This is a genomic window from Billgrantia antri (assembly GCF_017868935.1).
GTDB lineage: Bacteria > Pseudomonadota > Gammaproteobacteria > Pseudomonadales > Halomonadaceae > Halomonas > Halomonas antri.
This window is the reverse complement of the sequence record NZ_CP053383.1, coordinates 2178155-2196660: the sequence shown is the minus strand read 5'-3', so window position 1 is coordinate 2196660 and position 18506 is coordinate 2178155. Positions and strand designations below refer to the sequence as shown.

Genomic DNA, 18506 nt, shown 5'->3' with positions numbered 1-18506 from the left:
ATCAGCGAGAACACCATGAGCGAGATCATCCAGATTACCGACAGCGCCCAGGACTACCTCGCCGAACTGCTCGAGAAGCAGAACGTCGAGAGCATCGCCGTGCGCATCTTCATCACCCAGCCCGGGACCCCCTACGCCGAGACCTGCCTGGCCTACTGTCGCCCCGGCGAGGAGGAACCCAGCGACGAGAAGCTCGAACTCGAGAAGATCACGGTATTTCTCGACAAGAACAGCCTTCCCTTTCTCGAGGAGGCGGTGGTCGACTTCAACGCCGACCGCATGGGCGGCCAGCTGACCATCAAGGCGCCTAACGCCAAGATGCCCAAGGTCAACGCCGACAGCCCGCTCGAGGACCGCGTCAACTACATCCTCTACAGCGAGATCAATCCTGGCCTGGCTGCCCATGGCGGTGAGATAAAGCTGGTAGAGCTCACCGGGGATCAGGTGGCGGTGCTGGCCTTTGGCGGCGGCTGTCAGGGCTGTGCGGCGGTCGACCTGACCCTCAAGGAGGGGGTAGAGAAAACCCTGATGGAACGCATTCCGGAGCTGGCTGGGATTCGCGACGTGACCGACCATACGGACACCACCAACGCCTACTATCGCTGACGTTCATACGGCGAGCCGCTTGTTACTCCATCCCGCGCCTCCTGCGGGCTGGATCAGAACGCGCCCCGCAGGGCGCGTCGAGCAGTCAGCGAATGCTCTCGGTGGGCTCCCTCTTGGAGTCCTCCTGCGTCTCGGATCCCCGCTCACTACGGCGTGACGGCTTTCCTTCCTCGTCTGGCTGCCACGTGCGACGCATCAACTCGGCTTCGAGTGTGCGCAGCCGAGCCGCCTGCTCGTCGATGTGGCGCTTCTGATCGTCGATACGGGCCTGCAACAGCGACTGTTCGTGACGCAGGGTATCGATGCGCTCCTCGGCGCGACTCCTGGCCCACTGGGTCTCGCGATGCTGCTTTTCTTCCTTGGCCAGCCCCGCCTGAGTCTCCTGAAGCTGTCGCTGCAGGTTTTCCTGACGCTTCTCCAACTGCTGAAGCGTCGCATCATGGCGTTTTTCCGCCGACACCCGCTCCTGGCGCGCTTCGTCGAGCAGGCCCATCAGGCGCGCTTCGGCTGCCTCATGGCGCTGCTCTTCCTGATTCAGTCTCGCCAGCTGCTGGGCATCGCGGTCGGCCAGCGCCTGTTGGTGGGCCTGGGCTTGACGCTCGCTCTCCTGCTGCAGCTTGTCGAGTTGCTGCAGGGCGCGCCCCAGGCGCTCCTCCAACTGGCGGGCCCGCTCTTGCCACTGATCGCGCTCGGCCTCGATCCTGGCCAGTGCGGCACTGCGCTGCTCGAGCCGCTGCTCCGTTCCCGCCAGATGGGACGATAGGGCGGCCTCACGCTGCTCGGCATCCTCGACCTGGCGCTGCGCTTCCTGCATGGCCGCCTGAGCTTCCGCCACGCGGCGGTCGGCCTGCTCGCGATAGCCTGCCAAGGCATCGCCGGCAGCCTCCTGGGCCTTGCACCACAGGCTTTCAGCCAGCTTCTGCACCGGCTCTGGCATGGCCAGGGTGCCATAGGCCGGCTGCTCACGACTGGCCTCGCGCTGGAAACGCCATTCCCGCAAGTGATCGCTGATGGTAGTAAAGCTGCCGGTTCCCAGCACGTCGCGAATCTTCTGGACACTGGGAGCGTCCCCTTTGGCCAACAGGCTCTCGATGGCCTGCTGAACGTCTTCATACTGCACACCGCTGCGCGCCATGACGATCTCCTTGTGGGGTGGGCGGCTGATCCTTGCTCACGCGGCAGGCGTCGCTTGTTGTCGCTGTTTCCATGCGCCCGCTCGAATTCCTAAGCATAGCGACTTTCGTCCAAGGCGGAAAGAAAATTACATCAAACGTAATTACGTAAATTACACAATGAAAAAAGATTAAAATTCAAGATTACCCGTCTTATCTTGAATTTATCGCCGCTACACGCAACACTGCTGCACAGAGACGACAAGCACGACGCAGGTAGACGACACGAGCGATGCACGAACGAGAATTGCACGAGCAAAAGCTTCGTGAAGAGAGCAGCGGCAACGCCACTGCGCACCAGAGCGTGGAACGAACCCCGGCTCGCTATGCAGCAGCAGGCGATCCCGTTTCGTCGGCTGCGGTGGTGGCCGGCGCGAATGGCGCTGCCCGTATCGCCGCCAGCAGCGACGCCGAGGCCGTGGCCCAGTGGCTTGCCGAGTTTCGCGCCAGTCCGCAGACGCTGCGAGCCTATCGCCGCGAAGCCGAGCGGCTGCTGCTGTGGCTCGAGCATCAGGGCCGGCGCCTCGATCAATTGCGCCGCCAGGACCTGGACGCCTTCGAGTCATTCCTCGCATCGCCCACGCCGCGCCACCTCTGGGTAGGGCCGCCGCGACCACGGCATGCGCCGGATTGGAGGCCGTTTCGCGGTCCGCTGTCACCGGCCAGCCGCCGACAGAGCCTGGTGATTCTGCAAGGCATGTTCGCCTGGCTGGTGGAGGCCGGGTGGGTCGCGCACAACCCGTTTCGCTTGATGCGCGACAAGCGCCGCCGGCTCGACAATAGGCGCACGGGTATCGATCGCTACCTGGAGCGCCCACTGTGGGAGTGGCTCTGGGAGTGGATTACGCGCCCCCTGGTAGAGGGCACCAACGCTCGCGAGCGTTACCTGTGGCAGCGCCGGCGGGTGATCTTCGGTTTCGCCTACCTGCTGGCACCGCGTATCGGCGAGATGGCCAGCGCCGAGATGGGTGATTTCTTCCAGCGCGAAGGGCGCTGGTGGTGGCGCGTGGTGGGGAAGGGCGACAAGGCCGCGCGGATACCGGTGCCCGACGACATGTTGGCCTTGTTACGCGATTGGCGGCGAGAACTTGGTCTGAGTGCCGAACCAGCCCCCGGGGAAGCGGGTCCCGTGCTGCGCGGACTGGACGGCCAGCGCAGCCTGGGCGACAACCAGCTCTACCGCCTGATACGCGATACCTTCTGCCGGGCGGCGAACGCCTTGGAGGTCGAGGCGGGAGAAGAGGCGATCGCCCAAGTGGCCCGGCTGCGCGCCGCCACCCCGCACTGGCTGCGCCATACCGCGCTCACGCATCAGGCCCAGGCCGGCGTCGAGCTGCGCTATCTTGCCAGTACTGCCCGCCATGCCCGGCTGGACACCACTGCACGCTACCTCCATACCGAAGACGAGGAGTGGCATCGCCAACAGACGCTCCATGGTTTGCCCAGCAGGGCGGCCGAGTCGGTATAATGGTGGACAAGCCAATACGGGAGACGACATGACTACCGAAGCCACGGCCGAACAGGCCCAGCAGGCGCTGCTGGAAGAGTTCGAGATGTTCGACAACTGGATGGACCGCTACCAGTACATCATCGACATGGGCAAGCAACTGCCGGCGTTTCCCGAAGAGTGGAAGACGCCCGAGCGCAAGATTCAGGGCTGCCAGTCGAACGTCTGGATGCATCACCGCCGCGAAGGCGAGGTACTGCACTTCGATGCAATATCGGATGCCGCCATCGTCTCCGGCCTGATCGCCGTGCTTATGCGCATCTATAACGACCGGCCGGCTGACGAGATTCGCGACACCAGCCCCCATTTCCTCGAAGACCTGGGCCTCGACAAGCATCTCTCACCGACGCGCAGCAACGGGCTGCATGCCATGCTCGGCAAGATCTACGAGGTCGCCGAGAAAGAGGCAGCCTCGGCCTGACGCCGGCTCGGCGTGAGCGCGACGGCATGACGCCGGCGCTCACGCTCGAGAATGCGTTCGCTATCCAGGCTGCCAATCGAGACATTCTGCGTCACAGGGATCTCACCCGTCAGCTGCAGCGCCTGGTAACGACCGCAGCAGACACGCAGGAAGGAAGCGAAGTTGGCCGGATCGTGGCCCGCCTCGGCGCACTCCCGCGACAACCTCGCCACCAGCTGGCTCAGAGTGAGTCCATCGCGCCTGCCGATCTCCTCAAGTATCGCCCAGAAGAATCGCTCGAGGCGCACGCTGGTGCAGACCCCGTCGAGGCGCATGGAGCGTGTTTGCGGCTCCCAGAGCTGCGGTTCGGCGCCGATGAATAGCCTGCACATACGTTTTCCTCCCTTGCTGGCCCGTCCGATCCCTTCATCATGGTGTCGGGCACGGGCCAGAGCAAGGCGGCTAGTGCTCGATCCGAGTGCCCAGCACACTCAGGAACTGGGCCAGCCATGCGGGGTGGGCGGGCCAGGCCGGGGCGGTGACCAATTTGCCGTCGGTGACCGCCTCGTCCACCGGGATGTCGGCATAGCGACCGCCGGCCAGTTCAACCTCGGGGCGGCAGGCCGGGTAGGCCGAGCAGGTGCGTCCCTCCAGCACCCGGGCGGCCGCCAGCAGCTGGGCACCATGACAGATCGCCGCCACCGGCTTGTCGGCCGAGAAGAAGTGGCGCACCAGGGCGATGACTTTATCGTTCAGACGCAGGTATTCCGGCGCCCGCCCGCCGGCAATGACCAGGCCGTCATAGTCGGCCGGCTCCACCGTGGCGAAATCCGCGTTGAGGGTAAAGCGATGGCCCGGCTTCTCGCTATAGGTCTGGTCGCCCTCAAAGTCGTGAATGGCGGTGGCGATGCTGTCGCCAGCCCGCTTGTCGGGGCACACGGCATCGACGCGGTGACCCACGGCTTTAAGGGCCTGGAATGGCACCATGGTTTCGTAGTCTTCGGCAAAGTCGCCGCACAGCAAGAGCAGTCGCTTGGCAGGCATTGGCGTGTCTCCTCATCGACTCGTCGTGGTGGGATACCATGATTCAGTCTGTCATCGATGAGCCGGAGGAGGGTGGTAGCCGAATACTACAGGCGCTCGGTCCCGGCACGCTGTTGCGCGCCGTGGGAAGGGCAGCAGCGGAAATGCTCGTCGAGCTCGGGATCCTCGCGGCAGAGCCGTTCGCTGGGTCCGCCGGGCACGGGATCAAGGCCGCCTTCGCTACCGGGGTGGCAGCGTACGATGCGCTTGGCGGCGAGCCATGCGCCGCGCAGCGGTCCATGGACCTGAATGGCTTCCACAGTGTAGTGCGAGCAGCTTGGCCAGAAACGGCAGCGCGGGCCCAGCAGGGGGCTTATCACCAGTTGGTAGAGCCTGACCAGAGCGATCATCGCGAGCCCAGGGGCGCCGCTCAGCCACCTGCCAAGGCGCGCAAGCCAGGCCGCCAGGTAGGGCATGATTCAGCGCTCCTGCGCCGGCTTGCGGTAGAGGGTTTCGGGGTCGATCAACGGCTCGCTGGTGATGCGCGCCTCACTCTTCTCGAGGGCCACGTAGAAACAGCTGCGCCGTCCGGTATGGCATGCCGGGCCGGTCTGTTCGACCTGCAGCAGCAACGTATCGCCATCACAATCGAGGCTGGCTCCGCACAGATGCTGCTGCTGGCCCGAAGACTCGCCCTTGCGCCACAGCTTGCCGCGGGAGCGCGACCAGTAGCAGACGCGACCGGTAGCAAGCGTCTCCTCCAGCGCCTCGCGGTTCATCCAGGCCATCATCAGCACTTCGCCGCTGTCGTGCTGCTGGGCGATGGCGGGAATCAGGCCAACGTCGTTGAAACGCACGGCCTCGAGCACCTCGGCCAGCGGCATACGAAAGTCGAGTTTGGCATGCTCGAGTTGCTTGAAGGTATCGGTCATAGCACATCCGTTGCGTAGTATCAGGCGCGCACCGCTGCGTTCAGGCAGGCATCGCAGCTGCCCAGCAGTTCGATGGTCTGGCGTTCGACGCGAAAGCCCAGGGCGCGCGCCTTGGCACTGAGCTGGGCGTTGACGTCATCCAGATGCAGCTCCTCGACGCGCCCGCAATGACGGCAGATCAACAGCTGAAAGCCGTGCGCATGCTCCGGGCAGGGACAGGCAACATATGCATTGAGCGACTCGATGCGATGCACCAGCCCCTGCTCGATAAGGAAGTCTAGCGCTCGGTAGATCGTCGGCGGGCGGGCTGCTGCATGCTCGACGGCAAGCCGATCAAGCAGTTCATAGGCCTTCAGGCCACCGCTGGCCCCAGCAATCATCTCGAGCACACGGCGCCGAATCGGGGTGAAACGCGCGCCACGAAGTTGGCATTGTCTCTCGGCCTGCGCAAGCAGGGCAGTAGCATCGGTCATGGGCGACCCGGCATCTCAGGAACAGCGTCCATTCTACGTGTTGACACAGGTCGGGGCCAGCTCACGGTCGGGCAGGTCCTTGAGTTCGCCGCGCCGGGCGAAGTGGTGCTGGGCAAAGGCGACCCTCTCCTTGACGCCCAAGCGATCGGACTGCTTCTCCACCAGGTCGAGACGCGAACGCAGCCCTTCGCCGTTGGCCATCTGGATGGCAAGCCCCGGACGGGCATTGAGTTCAAGCAGCATGGGGCCTCGATTGCGGTCTATCACCATGTCGGTGCCCAGGTAGCCAAGCCCGGTCATTTCATAGCAGCTCGCCGCCAGCTCGAGCAGATTCGTCCAGTCGGGAATGCGCAGGCTGGCGAGCTCGTGTCCGGTATCCGGGTGGTCGCGGCGCGAGCGGTCGAACTGCACGCCACGTACCGCGGTCCCCGTGGCGATATCGAGTCCGACACCCACCGCCCCCTGGTGCAGGTTCGCCTTGCCATCGGATGCCGCCGTCGACAGGCGCATCATGGCCATGACCGGGAAGCCTTGGAAGACGATTACCCGGATATCAGGCACGCCTTCGTAGGTGTACTCGGAGAGCTTCTCGTCAAAGTTGATCAGCGCCTCGATCATCGCCACGTCGGGAGCGCCGCCGAGAGAGTAGAGACCCGACAGGATATTGGAGATGTGACGATGCAGATCCTCGAGGCTCAGCTTGGCGCCGCTGGGCTTGACGAAGCCGTCGTGGTCGACCCGCTCGATCACCAGGATGCCCTTGCCGCCGCTCCCCTTGGCCGGTTTGATGGCGAAACCGCCATGGCCCGCGATCATGTCGCCCACCCGCTTGACCTCGAACTGTGTGGTCACGGTGCCGATCAAGGCGGGGGTCGTAATGCCGTACTGCTCGGCAAGCAGCTTGGTCTTGAGCTTGTCATCCACCAGTGGGTAGAGGCGCCGGCTGTTGTAGCGCCCGATGTAACGGATGTTGCGCCGGTTCATGCCGATGATACCGCGACGCAAAAGCTGACTCGGCCTTGCCCACATGATGTTCAGTCCTCGGTGACCGGTTTGAAGCGCCGCAGCTCGAGCAGGCGGTACCCCGTGTAGTTACCCAACAGCAGGATCAGGGCCATGATGATGAGCTGTACGCCCAGGAAGTTGAAGGTAATGTGGCGTATCCAGGGATTGTTCATGGCGAGATAGGCCAATACCGCAGTAATGAGGCTACCGCCGCCCTGAATCAAGACCTGCTTGGGTCCTTCCTCCTCCCATAGGATCGACATCCGCTCGATGGTCCAGGCCAGGATGATCATCGGGAAGAAGGTGATCGTCAGGCCTGCATTGAGACCAACACGATAGGACAAGACGGAGAAGATCGAAATGATGGCGATGACCGTGATGATCACCGCCGAGACTCGCGCGACCAGAAGCAGGTTCAGGTAAGAGAGGTAGTTGCGTATCACCAGTCCCACCGAAACGACCAGCAGAAAGCCGATCAAGCCGGTGGGCAGGGTAGTCTGGATGAAGGCCAATGCAATCAGCACGGGCATGAAGGTGCCCGACGTCTTGATCCCGACCAGGATACGCAGGAATACGACCACCAAGGCGCCGATCGGAATCAGCAGAATGGTCTGGAACAGCGCCTGCTCCTCGAGCGGCAAGCTGTGAATGGAGAAGTTGAGCAGGGTGTCGTCGGCCAGTTGGCTGCGTACGGCGGCCGCGGCCGGCTGACTGCGCGACAGCATCGAGAAAGTGACACGCGAGTTGGTGCCGCCCTGCACCTCGAGCACAGCACGACCGCCGGCTTCCCAGAGCAGGAGATTGTCCGGCTGGCCCTGCTCGGCAGTGCGGGGATCGAACAGCGCCCAGTTCTCTTCATCCTCGAATACCATGATCCAGGACGTCAGGGTCTGTCGACGGCGACCATCCTCGAGCAACAGGCCGCTGACCTCGCGGGCATGTACCCCCGCCTGATTGAGCAGGCGTACCAGCAGAGGGGTTCGCTCGAACTGGGTCAGCAGCAAGCGGGCATTCTCGCCTTGGAGATCGTCGCTGAAGTCGCGTATCAGCTCACGGGTGAAGGTATAAGGGTCGGCACTACGCATCCAGGCGCGTTCGATCACCTGTGCCGCAGCCGTGTCGTAGGGACGCTCCCAACTGATATCGCGCAAAGGAGGACGCACGATTTGCCGTTTACGCTGATCATCCGTGACCAGCAAGCGCACGGAATAATAGAGCTGCTGACTGCCCGTGGCACTGCGGATCGACCACTGGGCGCGCCGCCCCGTTTCATCCTGCAGGAACGACAGACCGTAACCGGGCGAAGCAGTATTCTCTGTTAGGATACGGTATCCGCGCTGATGCGAGGGTAGCGCCAGCTCGACGCGTGCGGGGTCGCCCAGGGCGGTAAAGTCGACGATGGCTTCGACCTCCCAGACCTGGCGCTGCTCACCCGGGGTCCATGGCACCTCCATCTGGTAGTGACGATGCAGGCTCGTACCGATACCGAGCACCATCAACAAACCCACGATGAGATAGAAGGGCAGTCGCGACATGTATCATCCTTGCTGTTAGGGAACGAGGCCGGTATCAGCCTTCCTCTTCGTCCCGGTCGTTGATCTCGTCTTCAGCCGCTTCGGAAGCCGGGCGACCACCGGGGAATTCGGGCCTGGGGTGGAGATAGTCCTCCGCCACGTCAATCAAGGCGATATCCATCAGGAAGCGGCGGCCAAGCAGCACCGGATAGTTGAGATGGGTGCGATCATTGAGGGTGAACTCGACCGTCTCGCGAATCGGTCCCAGCGTCATCAGCAAGCTGACAACCGGACGCGATTCACTACCAGCGGCCTGCATGATACGCACCCTGCGCTCGACCGGCCTTTCGATCCAATCGTCACGTACATCCTCCACGACGACATCGTCCTCGTTGAGGCCCAGCTTGAAGCGGACCCAGTCCTCGCCGTCGCGTTCGAAGCGGGTAATCTCGGTAGCGGAAAGAGAGGAGGTATTGGCCCCCGAGTCGATCCGTGCACGCAGGTAGGTGCCCACGTCAGGCAAGCCGATCCACTCTGAGCGGCCGACCATCTCCTTGGCCGAGAGTGTCTCGCTGAGCTCATCGTTGCATTGCGCCTGGACCACCGTGGGTTCCTCGCCGCGCTGCTTGAGTCGTTCGATATCGCCACGAAGTTGACGTAGTGTAACCCCGGCATCGCGCAGCTCGGCGAGAAGCTCTGCTTGTTGGCGGTCATGAGCAGCGAGGGCATCGGAGCGGTCGCAGCGCTGAACTATCCGTTCCTCGAGCTGGCCGATGCGAGCCTCGAAGGCATCGGGGCTGAGCGTAGGTTCAGGTGCTGATTCAGGGGTGAGGGCGCATCCGCTGATCAACAAAGCACTCAATAACCAGGGTATGGGCGCGGATAGCGTTCTCGGTTGCATGGGAATCGACAGCCTCCAGTCGGGCTCCAGGTCAGGCGCAGCAGCAGTGGGCTTGGCAATGAAGGGTGCATGCCTCGCCGCAGCGAAACATGACGCAGGATGATAAGGATATCGGGGTGGCGTTGTCCAACGCTGTGATGGAGGCAAGATTTAACATAATATACATTATGCGAACCAGGTGCTGGAGGGTTCTCGCAGGCCGGCTTCTAGCGGATCAGCAGGCCCGACAACAACCTCGGTCTATTCAGAGCGTCACGCAATCCACACGACGAACCCCGACTCGCCGGCCGGGGTTCCAGGGCTTGCAAAATCAACGACCGCCGTGATCACTCCTCGCCGGCCGGCGCATAGGAACCGTCTTCACGGTGCACTTCCTTGCCGGTGATCGGCGGCGTGAACACGCAGGCCAGGTGCATGGTCTTGTGGGCGCGCAGGAGATGCTCGTCGTGCTGGTCGAGAATGTAGATGTCACCCGGCTTGATCGGCCAGATCTTGCCGTCTGCCAGGGTTTCCACTTCGCCTTCACCTTCGATGCAGTAGACCGACTCGTAGTGATGCTTGTAGTGAATGTGCGTCTCGGTACCTTCATAGATTCGCGTGATGTGGAACGAAAAGCCACCGCCATCGTTGGCCAGCACCAGGCGTGTGCTGTCCCAGGTTCCGCTTTCCGCCTTGACCAGGCGCTCCGTCTTGCGCGCTTCTTCGAGATTGCGAACGATCATCGTCCCAGGTCTCCGTTCAATCCATAGACTGGCCGACAGTCGCAGCTGCCGACCGACAACAGTGCCATGGCCGCTCGCTCAGGCCATGACCTCCTTGACACTAGCCTCGAGAATATCCAGCCCTTCGAGCAGGTCCTCGTCGGGAATGGTGAGCGGGCACAGGCACTTGACCACCTCACCGGCCTGACCGCTGGTCTCGATCACCAGGCCCTTCTCGAAGGCCTTGGCGGTGATCTTGTCGGCCAGCTCGCCGTTGCCCACGTCGATGCCGCGCATCAGGCCGCGGCCACGCTCGGTCGCGGCTACGCCCTGCTCGCTGATCCAGGCAGCAATCTTCTGGAAGCGATCCTCGACCACCCTGCCCTTGCGCTGCACATCACGCTCGAAGGTATCGTCACGCCAGTACTGTCGCATGGCGGCGGCAGCCGTGGCAAAAGCCAGATTGAAGCCGCGGAATGTGCCGTTGTATTGGCCCGGCTTCCACTTGTCGAGATCGGGACGCATCAGCACGTGAGCGAACGGCAGGCCGAAGCCGGACAGCGACTTGGAGTTGGTGACGATATCGGGTTTGATGCCGGCATGTTCGAAACTGAAGAACTTGCCGGTACGGCCGCAGCCGGCCTGGATGTCGTCGACGATCAGCAGGATGTCGTGGTCGCGGCAGATCCGCTCGAGGCGCTTGAGCCAGTCGAGGCCGGCCACGTTGATGCCGCCCTCGCCCTGCACGGTCTCGACGATGACCGCCGCCGGCAAGTCGAGTCCGCTGGAGTTGTCACCCAACAGCTTCTCGAAGTAGTCGAGACTGTCGGCATGCTCCCCCATGTATCCGTCATAGGGCATGAAGGCACTGCCTTGCAGCGGAATGCCTCCGGTGGCCTCGCGGAACTTGCGATTTCCGGTAGTGGCCAGCGCCCCCATGGTCACGCCGTGAAAGCCATTGGTGAACGTCACGATGTTGTGGCGACCTTGCGCCACCCGGGCCAGGCGAATGGCAGCCTCGACGGCATTGGTGCCGGTCGGCCCCGGGAGATGCACCTTGTACTCGAGCCCGCGCGGCTTGAGGATCACCTCTTCGAGGGTTTCCAGGTAGTCGCGCTTGGCGGCGGTCCAGAAATCGAGGCCGTGCACGATACCGTCGCTATCCAGGTAGTCGAGCAGCGCCTGCTTGAGGTGCGGGTTGTTGTGGCCATAGTTGAGCGTGCCCGCACCGGCCAGGAAGTCGATGTATTCGCGGCCGGTTTCATCGGTCAGTCGCGCATTTCTGGCCTTGGTGAAGACCACCGGAAAGGAACGGGAGTAAGTGCGTACATTGGATTCTAGACGTTCGAGAGTCTGGGTCTGCATGTCGACCTCCTGTCGGAATAATCAAGCGTAGGAAAGCATGGACGGTCGAGGGCCTCGACCATCCAGAATATGGGCAGGATCAGATACGCCGGGTGTCGAAGGGACCGATTCGCACGAGATTCTCGGGATCGTGCTCACCACCAAGCTGGTCCGTGGAAAAATATTCGCGGCTGTTGAGAGGCGCCTGCCAGCGATCGGCGAGGCGGCGGAAAAGCCCCCAGGATGCCTGGTTGTCAGGCGTAATGGTGGTCTCCAGGTGATGCACCTCATCCAGCTCGGGACGACTCATGACGGCTTCGACGAGGCGTCGGGCCAGGCCGGTACCGCGGGCCTTTTCTCCCACCGCCACCTGCCAAAGAAAATAGGTGTCCGGGGCATTGCTCTTTACGTAACCGGATACGAAGCCGACGATCTCGCCCTCTTCGTTGGTGGCAACGGCACAGGTATTGCGAAATTGTGTCGCCAACAGGAGATAGGCATAAGCCGAATTGACGTCGAGCGGCGGACACGACTTGACCAGCTCGTAGATTCCCCAGCCATCGTCGGGATTGGGCTTGCGGATGAACAGTGGCGAGGCATCGCTGCCGACCACGGCATCGGCCACGCTGGGTCGGGCCAGATCGGCGGAAGGTGTGAAGGGCTGCGTTGTCACGTTCATGGTTAGCTTCGCTGTTGCGATGTTGCTCGTCATGATAACAGGGCTCAGCGCCAAATCAAAACCAGCATTATGAGAGCGGCACAGTTCAATAACAAAATTTTATCGACGGTTGCCGAAGCCCCCTGAGGAAGCACCCGAAAAGTATAGACTACGTAGCGCACATGCCACCGAACGACATCGGGCCGCATTGAGCGGCCCGATGATCGTGCATGAGGTTCGTGTCAGTGGCGTGAAAGCGTGCGCATGGTGACGAACTCCTCGGCCCCCGTCGGATGGATGCCCACCGTGGCGTCGAAATCGGCCTTGGTCAGGCCTGCTCTCACCGCAATGGCTATGCCTTGGATCAGCTCGCCGGCTTCTTCGCCCACCATATGCGCGCCCACCACCACGTCGCTGTCGTCGGCGACGATCAGCTTCATCAGGCAGCGCTCCTCACTGCCGGAAAGCGTATGTTTCATGGGGCGGAAGTCGGTGCGGTAGACCCGTATCGCGCCATACTGCTTGCGCGCCTGTTCCTCCGAAAGTCCCACCGTCCCGATGTTGGGATGACAAAATACCGCCGTGGCGATATTGCGGTAGTCCATGGGGGCGGGAGCCGCATCACCAAAGTGCTGTTGCACCAGATGCATGGCTTCCGCCAGTGCCACGGGCGTCAGTTCCGGTCCGCCGGTGACGTCTCCCAGTGCGAGGATGGAAGAAACGGAGGTCTCGAAACGCTCGTTGACCTTGACGGTACCGTCATCGTTGAGTTGCACGCCCAGGGCATCGAGTCCCACGCCTTCCAGGTGGGGGCGGCGCCCAGTGGCCGCCAGAACGGCGTCGACTTCCAGCGTCTCGCCGTTGGTGAGCGTCACCAGGAGCCCGCCTTCCACCTTGTCGATACGCTCGACGTTGGTTTCGAAATGCAGCTTGACGCCTTTGGCTGCCATCTGCTCACGGGTGAACTCACGCACCTCGCGGTCGAAGCCGCGCAGAAACAGTTCACCGCGGTAGACCAGGTGGGACTCGCTACCGAGACCATTGAAGATACTGGCGAACTCCACTGCGATGTAGCCACCGCCAAGCGCCAGGAATCGCCGCGGCATCCGGTCCAGGTCGAACACCTCGTTGGAGGTCACGGTCAGCTCACGCCCGGGAAAGTCGGGCACCCAGGGCCAGCCACCGACGGCCACCAGAATCTTGGCGGCGGTGAAGCTCTCACCGGCGACCTCGACGCGGTGAGCATCCACGACACGTGCACGACCATTGATCAGGCGTACACCGGCATTATCCAGCAAGCGACCGTAGATCTCGTTGAGCCGAGCGATCTCGCGAACCTTGTTGTCGCGCAGCGTGGGCCAGTCGAATACCGGGGCTTCGGGCAGGGTCCAGCCGAAGCCGCGTGCGTCCTGGAAAGCATCGTGGAAATGCGCGGCATAAGAATAAAGTTTCTTGGGCACGCAGCCCACATTCACGCAGGTACCGCCCAGATAGCGGTCCTCGGCAACGGCCACCCGGGCACCGGTTGCCGCAGCAGTGCGAGCAGCACGCACCCCACCGGAACCGGCACCGATAACGAACAGGTCGTAGTCGAAGTCAGACACTCGCCTCTCCTTGTCTTGCCGGGGCGCTGGACGACGCCCGGTCGATCGGGCGATTCTACCAGCGCCACCCAAGTGTGTAGAGCCGGCTCAGCGATGGCATCGGTTGACCGCTACGACGTGTGGCGGTAAAAGAAGCTCCATCCCGCTCTCCCCCTCGGCCTACGGACCTGATCATGGACAAGGAAATAGCGACCCTGCTCGACAACAATCGTGCATGGGCAAAGCGCATGTGCGAGGAGGACAGCGAGTATTTCACGCGCCTGTCGCTGCAACAGAAACCCGATTACCTCTGGATCGGCTGTTCGGACAGCCGCGTACCGGCCAACCAGATCGTGTCTCTGCCGCCAGGAGAGGTCTTCGTTCATCGCAACGTTGCCAACCTGCTGCACCACAACGACATGAATGCACTCTCGGTGGTGCAGTACGCCGTCGACGTGCTCAAGGTCAGGCACATCATGGTGGTGGGACATTACGGCTGTGGCGGGGTGCGTGCCGCCGTCACGGGCGGTGAATGCGGCATGGTGGATTACTGGCTGCACTCGGTACGCGAACTCTACAGCCAGCACCGCCCTGCGCTCGCGGCCCTTACCCTGGAGCAACAGGTCGATCGACTCTGTGAGTTGAACGTCCAGGCCCAGGTCAACAACCTTTGCCGCACCAAGATCGTCCAACTGGCCTGGCAACGCGGTCAACCCTTATCCGTTCATGGCTGGATCTACGGCCTAGACAATGGTCGTATACGTGATCTCGACTGCAGCGTCCTGGGCCTCGATCAGGTGGCCACGCTGTATCGCATCGACCGCCTGGTGGCGCCGTCCGGCGGCTGATTCTCCTGCAGAGCGGCATTGGCACTATTCGCCTTGCGCATGGCGCCTGTCGGAATTTCGATTGTCCTCTTCTCGAGCTGATCACTACATTGGCTGCGTACCATGCAGGCGCGGCCGGAGGGCCGCGCACAACAACAACCCGAGAAGGGAACGACACATGACGTTCAACAAGACCTTGCTGGCCGGTATGATCGGTGCCGTCATGACCGGTACGGCGCTGCTACCGGCCGTTGCCAACGCCGAGAATACCCTGCGCATGGCTTACGACGCAGACCCGGTCTCGCTCGATATTCATGAGCAGCTCTCCGGCGGCATCCTGCAGCTCTCCCACATGACCTTCGACCCGTTGGTGCGCTGGACGCAGGACCTCGACTTCGAGCCACGCCTGGCCACCGAGTGGGAACAGGTCGACGACACCACCATGCGCATGACCCTGCGTGAGGGCGTCACGTTTCACAGCGGCAACGACTTCACAGCCGAGGACGTGGTGTGGACCGTGGAGCGCCTCAAGCGCAGCCCGGACTTCAAGGCGATCTTCGACCCCATCGCCAGCGTGACTGCAGTCGACGACTACACTGTCGAGTTCAAGACCGAAGAGCCCTATCCGCTGCTGCTCAACCTGGCCACCTACATCTTCCCGATGGATAGCCAGTTCTACAGCGGCACCGACAGCGACGGCGACCCCAAGGACGAAATCGTCAAGAACGGCAACTCCTATGCGTCTTCCCACCTCTCCGGTACCGGTCCGTTTACGGTGGTGGAGCATCGCAAGGGTACCCGCATGGAGTTCGAGCGCTTTGCCGACTACTGGGATGAGGAATCTCCCGGCAACGTCGACAGTATCGTGCTCACCCCGATCAGCGAGAACGCCACCCGCGTGGCCGCCCTGCTCTCCGGTGACGTCGATTTCATCGCGCCGGTACCGCCCAATGACCTGGAGCGTGTTCGCGAGAGCGATAACGCCGAGCTGGTCACCATGTCGGGTACGCGCATCATTTTCCTGCACATGAACCAAGAGCGCGTCGAGGCCTTCCAGGACGAGCGGGTACGCCAGGCCTTTGCCTACGCCATCAACCAGGACGCCATCGCCGAACGCTTGATGAAGGGCTTCGCGACCCCGGCGGCGCAATTCTCTCCTGAGGGCTACGCGGGTCATATCGAGTCGCTCGAACGGCGCCATGACCTGGAGCGAGCCCAGCAGTTGATGGAGGAAGCCGGCTACGCCGACGGTTTCCAGATCACCATGATGGCGCCCAACAACCGCTACGTGAACGATGCCAGGATCGCCCAGGCGGTGGCCACCATGCTGGCACGCATCAACGTCGAGGTGGATCTCAAGACCCTGCCCAAGGCGCAGTACTGGGGCGAATACGACGATCGTGCCGCCGACGTGATGATGATCGGCTGGCATGCCGACACCGAGGACAGCGCCAACTTCCACGAGTACCTCACCGCCTGTCCGGACGCCGAGACCGGTGCCGGCCAGTACAACGCCGGCAACTACTGTAACCCGGAGCTCGACAGGCTGGTCGCCGAGGCCAACCTCGAGGTCGACCTGGAGAAGCGCGCCGAAATGCTCCAGCAGGTCGAGCAGACGCTCTACGATGAGGCCGCTTTCGTGCCGCTGCACTGGCAGGACCTTGCCTGGGCTGCCGCACCGAACGTCGACATCGAGCCGATCCTCAACGTGATGAACTTCCCCTATCTCGGGGATCTGGTCATCCAGGCCGAGTGACCCACCCCGCCGGCCCACGGGCCGGCATTCCGTGAACCAAATCCGGTGGCACGCCCAGCTGGGGCGTGTCACCCCGCGTTGCCCACAGGACGCCTCCATGATCGCCTTTTTGGTAAAGCGCCTCTTTCATGCGCTGCTGGTGATGTTCGTCATCAGCGTGATCGCCTTCGCCATCCAGGAGAATCTCGGCGACCCCATCCAGCAGATGGTCGGTCAGTCGGTGCCCGAAAGCGAGCGCGAGGAGCTGCGCGAGCGGCTTGGGCTCAACGACCCTTTCCTGGTCCAGTACCTGCGCTTCGCCGGCAATGCCGCCCAGCTCGATTTCGGCTACTCCTATATCTTCAACCAGCCGACCACCGAGGTGATTCTTCGCCACCTGCCGGCCACACTGGAACTGGTGGCGGCGTCCACCTTCCTGATCATCGTGCTGTCGGTGCCCATCGGCGTGTATAGCGCCATCATGCCGCGGGCCTGGCTGTCACGCTTCTTCATGGGCGTCTCTATCGTCGGCATCTCGATTCCGGTATTTCTCACGGCCATCGTGCTGATTCAGCTGTTCGCCATCGGCGTGACCTGGACCCCCTTCCCCGCCGATACCGCCTGGGGCAGTTGGCTCAACGATCTGGTCAGCACGGAGGGCGGCATGCCGGCCTATGGCCGTGGCGATCCGGTGCACGTCTTCGGCACCTGGTACACGAACTTCGCCACGCTGAAGGGACTGACCTATCTGGTTCTGCCAGCCATCTCGCTGGCCTCGATCATGCTGCCGCTGTTCATCCGTCTGATCCGCGCCGAGATGCTCGAGGTACTGCAGTCGGAATACGTGAAGTTCGCCCGCGCCAAGGGCATCCGCCTGCGGCGAATCTATTTTCTGCACGCGCTCAAGAACACCATGCTGCCGGTCATTACCGTGGGCGGGGTGCAGATCGGCACCCTGGTGGCCTATACCATCCTTACCGAGACGGTCTTTCAATGGCCGGGAATGGGGCTGATGTTCCTCAACGCCATCAACCGCTCCGACATACCGCTGATCATCACCTATCTGATGATCGTGGGGCTGATCTTCGTGATCACCAACACCCTGGTCGATCTGATTTATGGCCTGGTCAACCCCACCGTCAAGCTGACAGGGAAACCCGCATGAGCACCACGACCTCTTCCATCGGGAGCCCTCCCGCAGCGAGCCGCTGGGAGCGCTTTCGCGATTCATACCTCCTTTACAGCTTCAAGCGCGACCTGATCGCCCAGGTCAGCCTGCTGGTCTTCGTGATGATGGTCGCGGCCGCCGTGCTGGCGCCGTGGCTGGCGCCGATGAACCCTCATGATCTCGCGCAGATCGACATTCTCGCCTCGGAGCTGCCGCCCTTCTGGATCTCCGGCAGCGAGGACGCCTACGTTCTCGGCACCGATGCCCAAGGCCGCGACATGCTCTCTACCATCCTCTACGGTGCGCGGGTGTCGCTGACCATCGGCTTTGGCGCCGTGGCCCTGCAGGCGATCCTGGGGGTCTGCTTCGGACTACTGGCCGGCTACCTGGGCGGACGTATCGACGCCTTCCTGATGCGCCTGGCCGACATCCAGCTCTCCTTCTCCACCCTGATGGTGGCCATCGTGGTGGGCGCCTTGATAAAGGCAATCTTCGGCGGCGCCACCTTCAGCGCCTACGCCGTGCCGCTGCTGGTGCTTATCATCGGTCTCGCCGAGTGGCCGCAGTACGCCCGCACCGTTCGCGCTTCGGTGCTCGCCGAGAAGGGCAAGGAGTACGTCGATGCTGCCCGCACCATGGGCCTCTCCAGCCGGCGCATCATGTTTCGCCATATCCTGCCCAATACGCTGTCGCCGATCTTCGTCATCTCCACGGTGCAGGTGGCCAACGCCATCATCTCCGAGGCGGCGCTCTCTTTCCTGGGGCTGGGCATGCCCGAGACCCATCCATCCCTGGGCTCACTGATCAAGTCGGGCTTCGACTACCTGCAATCGGGCTCCTGGTGGATCACGCTGATGCCCGGGGCAGTGCTGGTGCTGCTCGTACTGGTGATCAACCTGCTCGGCGACTGGCTGCGCGATGTGCTCAACCCGCGCCTGTACAAGGGCTGACGACGGA

The 18506-nt window shown here is 62.6% G+C and carries 20 protein-coding genes; 7 read left to right on the top strand and 13 right to left on the bottom strand.

The window, feature by feature from the left end; all coding sequences use genetic code 11:
- Positions 1-15: 15 nt before the first annotated feature.
- Positions 16-606, top strand: a complete 591-nt coding sequence (nfuA, locus tag HNO53_RS10255) for a Fe-S biogenesis protein NfuA (RefSeq protein ID WP_209478335.1) — start codon at positions 16-18, stop codon at positions 604-606.
- An 85-nt stretch (positions 607-691) separates the two neighbouring features.
- Here nfuA and HNO53_RS10250 read toward each other — a convergent pair whose 3' ends face one another.
- On the bottom strand, positions 692-1741 hold the full coding sequence (locus HNO53_RS10250) for a DNA-binding protein (RefSeq protein ID WP_209478334.1): 1050 nt from the start codon (positions 1739-1741) through the stop codon (positions 692-694).
- Between the two features lie 269 nt (positions 1742-2010).
- Between HNO53_RS10250 and HNO53_RS10245 the strand changes: the two genes are divergently transcribed.
- Both HNO53_RS10245 and HNO53_RS10240 read left to right on the top strand, forming a co-directional pair.
- Positions 2011-3246 (top strand): tyrosine-type recombinase/integrase, encoded by a 1236-nt coding sequence (locus HNO53_RS10245; protein WP_209478333.1) that lies wholly within the window; start codon positions 2011-2013, stop codon positions 3244-3246.
- Positions 3247-3274: 28 nt separating this feature from the next.
- Positions 3275-3706: a SufE family protein gene (locus HNO53_RS10240; RefSeq protein ID WP_209478332.1), complete on the top strand. Its 432-nt coding sequence runs from the start codon at positions 3275-3277 to the stop codon at positions 3704-3706.
- Here the strand turns inward: HNO53_RS10240 and HNO53_RS10235 are convergent.
- From HNO53_RS10235 to gorA, 12 genes are all read right to left on the bottom strand, one after another.
- A complete protein-coding gene (locus tag HNO53_RS10235; RefSeq protein WP_209478331.1) occupies positions 3670-4077 on the bottom strand; it encodes a ribbon-helix-helix domain-containing protein in 408 nt (135 codons plus the stop codon). The genes HNO53_RS10240 and HNO53_RS10235 overlap by 37 nt on opposite strands.
- Before the next feature lie 70 nt (positions 4078-4147).
- On the bottom strand, positions 4148-4729 hold the full coding sequence (locus HNO53_RS10230; protein WP_209478330.1) for a DJ-1/PfpI family protein: 582 nt from the start codon (positions 4727-4729) through the stop codon (positions 4148-4150).
- An 86-nt stretch (positions 4730-4815) separates the two neighbouring features.
- Positions 4816-5118, bottom strand: a complete 303-nt coding sequence (gene yidD / locus HNO53_RS10225) for a membrane protein insertion efficiency factor YidD (RefSeq protein ID WP_242597630.1) — start codon at positions 5116-5118, stop codon at positions 4816-4818.
- A gap of 69 nt (positions 5119-5187) precedes the next feature.
- Positions 5188-5640 (bottom strand): phosphoribosyl-AMP cyclohydrolase, encoded by a 453-nt coding sequence (gene hisI / locus HNO53_RS10220; RefSeq protein WP_209478328.1) that lies wholly within the window; start codon positions 5638-5640, stop codon positions 5188-5190.
- Between the two features lie 20 nt (positions 5641-5660).
- Positions 5661-6113, bottom strand: a complete 453-nt coding sequence (locus HNO53_RS10215) for a transcriptional repressor (protein ID WP_209478327.1) — start codon at positions 6111-6113, stop codon at positions 5661-5663.
- Between the two features lie 33 nt (positions 6114-6146).
- The gene (locus HNO53_RS10210) at positions 6147-7142 is read right to left on the bottom strand and encodes an alpha-L-glutamate ligase-like protein (protein ID WP_209478326.1); all 996 of its coding nucleotides are present in this window, start codon (positions 7140-7142) and stop codon (positions 6147-6149) included.
- Positions 7143-7147: 5 nt separating this feature from the next.
- Positions 7148-8653, bottom strand: a complete 1506-nt coding sequence (locus HNO53_RS10205; RefSeq protein ID WP_209478325.1) for an inactive transglutaminase family protein — start codon at positions 8651-8653, stop codon at positions 7148-7150.
- A gap of 34 nt (positions 8654-8687) precedes the next feature.
- A complete protein-coding gene (locus HNO53_RS10200) occupies positions 8688-9482 on the bottom strand; it encodes an ATP-dependent zinc protease family protein (RefSeq protein ID WP_242597605.1) in 795 nt (264 codons plus the stop codon).
- Positions 9483-9859: 377 nt separating this feature from the next.
- The gene (locus HNO53_RS10195; RefSeq protein WP_209478323.1) at positions 9860-10255 is read right to left on the bottom strand and encodes an ectoine synthase; all 396 of its coding nucleotides are present in this window, start codon (positions 10253-10255) and stop codon (positions 9860-9862) included.
- Between the two features lie 78 nt (positions 10256-10333).
- Positions 10334-11599, bottom strand: a complete 1266-nt coding sequence (ectB, locus tag HNO53_RS10190; protein WP_209478322.1) for a diaminobutyrate--2-oxoglutarate transaminase — start codon at positions 11597-11599, stop codon at positions 10334-10336.
- A 79-nt stretch (positions 11600-11678) separates the two neighbouring features.
- Positions 11679-12257 carry a diaminobutyrate acetyltransferase gene (ectA, locus tag HNO53_RS10185; RefSeq protein ID WP_209478321.1) on the bottom strand — a complete coding sequence of 193 codons (579 nt, stop codon included), beginning with the start codon at positions 12255-12257 and terminating at the stop codon, positions 11679-11681.
- A gap of 221 nt (positions 12258-12478) precedes the next feature.
- On the bottom strand, positions 12479-13840 hold the full coding sequence (gene gorA / locus HNO53_RS10180; RefSeq protein WP_209478320.1) for a glutathione-disulfide reductase: 1362 nt from the start codon (positions 13838-13840) through the stop codon (positions 12479-12481).
- 173 nt (positions 13841-14013) lie between these two features.
- Here gorA and can point away from each other — a divergent pair, with 173 nt between their 5' ends.
- The 4 genes from can to HNO53_RS10160 all read left to right on the top strand — a co-directional run bounded on the left by can (position 14014) and on the right by HNO53_RS10160 (position 18499).
- A complete protein-coding gene (can, locus tag HNO53_RS10175) occupies positions 14014-14667 on the top strand; it encodes a carbonate dehydratase (protein ID WP_209478319.1) in 654 nt (217 codons plus the stop codon).
- A gap of 157 nt (positions 14668-14824) precedes the next feature.
- Positions 14825-16402: an ABC transporter substrate-binding protein gene (locus HNO53_RS10170; protein ID WP_209478318.1), complete on the top strand. Its 1578-nt coding sequence runs from the start codon at positions 14825-14827 to the stop codon at positions 16400-16402.
- Positions 16403-16499: 97 nt separating this feature from the next.
- Positions 16500-17546, top strand: coding sequence for an ABC transporter permease (locus tag HNO53_RS10165; protein ID WP_209478317.1), 1047 nt, complete (start codon positions 16500-16502; stop codon positions 17544-17546).
- On the top strand, positions 17543-18499 hold the full coding sequence (locus HNO53_RS10160; protein ID WP_209478315.1) for an ABC transporter permease: 957 nt from the start codon (positions 17543-17545) through the stop codon (positions 18497-18499). The genes HNO53_RS10165 and HNO53_RS10160 overlap by 4 nt, the downstream gene beginning before the upstream one ends.
- Positions 18500-18506 lie beyond the last annotated feature (7 nt).